We start from the raw sequence: 3,656 nt of genomic DNA on the forward strand, positions 1-3,656 counted from the left end.
AGTGGGCCTGGCCACTTTAGGTCAACGCGTTACCTTGGCTCCGGCTTGGCGTCAATTCCGGATTCCTTGCGCTGCTGGGCGGTGATCGGCGCGGGCGCCTCGGTGAGCGGGTCCACGCCGCCGCCTGTCTTCGGGAAGGCGATGACCTCACGGATGGAGTCGACCCGGGACAGCAGCGCGTTGATCCGGTCCCAGCCGAACGCGATCCCGCCATGCGGAGGTGCGCCAAAGGTGAACGCCTCCAATAGAAATCCGAACTTCTCCTGGGCCTCGGCCTGGTCCAGGCCCATCACCGCGAACACCCGCTCCTGGATGTCGCGGCGGTGGATACGTATCGATCCGCCGCCGATCTCGTTGCCGTTGCAGACGATGTCGTAGGCGTCGGCGAGCACGTTGCCGGTGTCGGTCTCGATGGCGTCCTCATGCCCGGGTTTGGGTGAGGTGAACGCGTGGTGCACGGCGGTCCACGCCCCCGACCCGACGGCGACGTCGCCGGCGGCGGTCGCGTCGTCAGCGGGCTCGAACAGCGGCGGGTCCACCACCCATACGAACGCCCACGCTTGCGCGTCGATCAGTTCCAGCCGGTGGGCGATCTCGCTGCGGGCGGCACCCAGCAGGGCGCGCGACGGCTTCGCCGGGCCAGCGGAGAAGAAGACGCAGTCCCCCGGCTTCGCCCCGACCTGCGCGGCCAGGCCAGAGCGTTCGGCATCGGACAGGTTCTTGGCGACCGGACCGCCCAGCGTGCCGTCGTCGGCAATCAGGACGTAGGCCAGCCCGCGGTGGCCCCGCTGCTTGGCCCACTCCTGCCAGCCGTCCAGCGTGCGCCGCGGCTGCGACGCCCCGCCGGGCATCACCACGGCGCCGACGTACGGCGCCTGGAAGACACGAAACGTGGTGTCTTTGAAGAACTCTGTGCAGTCGACGAGCTCAAGGCCGAAGCGCATGTCGGGCTTGTCCGAACCGAACCGTCGCATCGCGTCGGCGTAGCTGATCCGCGGGATCGGCGTCGGGATCTCATACCCGATCAGCGCCCACAATGCGACCAGGATCTCCTCGGAGATGGCGATGATGTCCTCGGCGTCGACGAAGCTCATCTCCATGTCGAGCTGGGTGAACTCGGGCTGGCGGTCGGCGCGGAAATCCTCGTCGCGGTAGCAGCGGGCGATCTGGTAGTAGCGCTCCATCCCGGCCACCATGAGCAGCTGCTTGAACAGCTGCGGACTCTGCGGCAACGCGTAAAACGAGCCTGGATGCAGTCGGGACGGCACCAGGAAGTCGCGGGCCCCTTCCGGGGTGGAGCGGGTGATGGTCGGGGTTTCGATCTCGACGAAGTCATGTTGCGCGAGCACCGAACGCGCGGCGGCGTTCACCTTGGAGCGCAACCGGATTGCCGTGGCGGGACCGTCGCGCCGCAGGTCCAGGTAGCGATACTTCAGCCGCAGCTCCTCGCCGGCGGGCTCGTCGAGCTGGAACGGCAGCGGGGCGCTCTCCCCCAGCACCGTCAGCGACGTGGCGTTGACCTCGATGTCGCCGGTGGCGATCTCTGGGTTGGCGTTGCCCTCGGGGCGGATCTCGACCACACCGGTGACGGCGACGCAGAACTCGGCGCGCAGCCGGTGCGCCTGGGCCAGCACTTGTCCCACCTCGAGGCCCTCGCGGAACACGACCTGGGCGATCCCCGAGGCGTCGCGCAGGTCGATGAAGATAACGCCACCGTGGTCGCGGCGACGGGCCACCCAGCCCGCGAGCGTCACCCGCTGCCCGGCGTCGCTACTGTCCAGCGAACCCGCGGCGTGACTGCGCAGCACAAAACACTCCTCTTCACCTGGCTTGAACGAGTGACCAGTCTAAAGGAGGTAATTTCGATGCCATCGCCACAGACGCTGCTACCAACATCGCCCTGGTCGGTCCCGGAGCCGTCGGCACGACGGCGGCCGCGCTGCTGTACCGGGCGGGCCATTCGGTCATGGTGTGCGGCCGCACCCCGCGCGACACCATCGAACTGCGACCCGACGGAGCGGACGCGATCGTCGTTCCCGGACCGGTGCTCACCGACCCCGACGAGGTGACCGGGCCGGTGGATGTGGTGCTGTTGGCCGTCAAGGCCACCCAGAACGACGCGGCGGCCGGCTGGCTGGCCCGGCTGTGCGACGTCCACACCATCGTCGTTGTGCTGCAAAACGGCGTGGAGCAGGTCGAGCAGGTGCAGCCGCACTGCCAACTGTCCCCCGTCATTCCCGGCATCGTGTGGTACTCGGCCGAGACCCAGCCCGGCGGCTGGGTGCGATTGCGCACCGAGGCGGCCCTGGTGCTACCCAGCGGACCGTCCGGGGAGACCGTCGCCGAACTGCTGCGCGGCGCCGGCTGCCGGGTGGACTGCGACCCCGACATCATCACCGCGGCATGGCACAAGCTGCTCACCAACGCACTGGCCGGGTTCATGGCGCTGGCGCGGAGGCGGTCCGGGATGTTCCGCCGCGACGACGTCGCCGCGCTGTCGCGGCGCTATGTCGCCGAGTGCCTGGCCGTCGCGCGGGCGGAGGGCGCCCGGCTGGCCGACGGGGTTGCCGACGAGCTGGTCGACATGTTCCGCAACGTTGCCGAAGACCTGAGCACGTCGATCCTGACCGACGCGGAGAATCAGCGGCGGATGGAATGGGACGTCCGCAACGGCGTGATCATTCGCAAAGGCCGGGCCCACGGGCTGGCCACGCCGATCAGCGACGTCGTGGTGCCCTTACTGGCCGCGGCCAGCGACGGCCCCGGCTAAGTTATTGTCATGTTCCCCTGCGAACGCGTCGATACGAGCTTCACCGACACCGCACCCTTCCGCTTCCGCAACAGCGTCGACCTGGCCATCACGCCCGAGCAGCTGTTCGAGGTGCTTTCCGATGCCCAGTCCTGGCCGCGATGGGCGAAGGTGATCACGAAAGTGACCTGGACCAGCCCCGAGCCGCGCGGCGTCGGGACCACCCGCGTCGTCGAGATGCGGGGCGGCCTTGTCGGCAACGAGGAATTCCTCGCCTGGGAACCGTTCACGCACATGGCATTTCGGTTCAACGAATGCTCGACCCGATCCGTTGCGGCATTTGCCGAGGACTACCAGGTGGAGGTCATCCCGGGTGGCTGTCGGCTGACGTGGACGATGGCCCAGAAACCGGCCGGCCCGGCGAAGCTGGCGATGGTCGTGGTGGGGCCCCTGCTGAACCTGGCCCTGCGCCGCTACCTGCGCAACCTGCGCAGCTACACCGACTCCCTTGCGACTCGGCAACGTTAGGAGAGCGTCATGACCTTCAACGAGGGCATGCAGATCGACACCAGCACCGCGTCCTCGTCCGGTGGGGGCGGGATGGGAATGGCCGTCGGGGGCGGTGGACTCGGGCTGCTCATCCTCATCGGGGCGCTGTTACTGGGCGTCGACCCCGGTCGCGTCATGAACCAGCAGCAGCAGACGAACACCGGCGGTTACTCGGCGCCCGGCTTCGACCTGAGCCAGTGCAAGACCGGCGCCGACGCCAACAAGTACGTGCAGTGTCGCGTGGTCGCCACGGGCAACTCGGTGGACGCGGTGTGGCATCAGCTGCTGCAGGGTTACACCCGCCCCCACGTGCGGCTGTTCACCGGATCGGTGGAGACCGGCTGCGGACACGCGCCCT

The 3,656-nt window shown here is 68.4% G+C and carries 4 protein-coding genes; 3 read left to right on the forward strand and 1 reads right to left on the reverse strand.

Annotated features, from left to right (window positions below; genetic code table 11):
- Positions 1 to 29 precede the first annotated feature (29 nt).
- Positions 30 to 1,808 (reverse strand): aspartate--tRNA ligase, encoded by a 1,779-nt coding sequence (aspS, locus tag A5652_RS17055; RefSeq protein WP_067353789.1) that lies wholly within the window; start codon positions 1,806 to 1,808, stop codon positions 30 to 32.
- 62 nt (positions 1,809 to 1,870) lie between these two features.
- Between aspS and A5652_RS17060 the strand changes: the two genes are divergently transcribed.
- From A5652_RS17060 to A5652_RS17070, 3 genes are all read left to right on the forward strand, one after another.
- Positions 1,871 to 2,770 (forward strand): oxidoreductase, encoded by a 900-nt coding sequence (locus A5652_RS17060; protein WP_197513983.1) that lies wholly within the window; start codon positions 1,871 to 1,873, stop codon positions 2,768 to 2,770.
- A gap of 9 nt (positions 2,771 to 2,779) precedes the next feature.
- A complete protein-coding gene (locus A5652_RS17065) occupies positions 2,780 to 3,277 on the forward strand; it encodes an SRPBCC family protein (protein WP_067353796.1) in 498 nt (165 codons plus the stop codon).
- A gap of 9 nt (positions 3,278 to 3,286) precedes the next feature.
- Positions 3,287 to 3,656 (forward strand): neutral zinc metallopeptidase (locus tag A5652_RS17070; RefSeq protein WP_197513982.1); only part of this gene is annotated, 370 nt, incomplete at its 3' end.

Origin of the sequence: Mycobacterium sp. 1165178.9 (genome assembly GCF_001673555.1) — a bacterium.
Lineage (GTDB): Bacteria > Actinomycetota > Actinomycetes > Mycobacteriales > Mycobacteriaceae > Mycobacterium.

What these genes read in the sequence shown, in the direction of transcription:
- A5652_RS17065 (WP_067353796.1), top strand. Translation starts at nt 2,780, where the DNA reads ATGTTCCCCTGCGAACGCGTCGATACGAGCTTCACCGACACCGCACCC.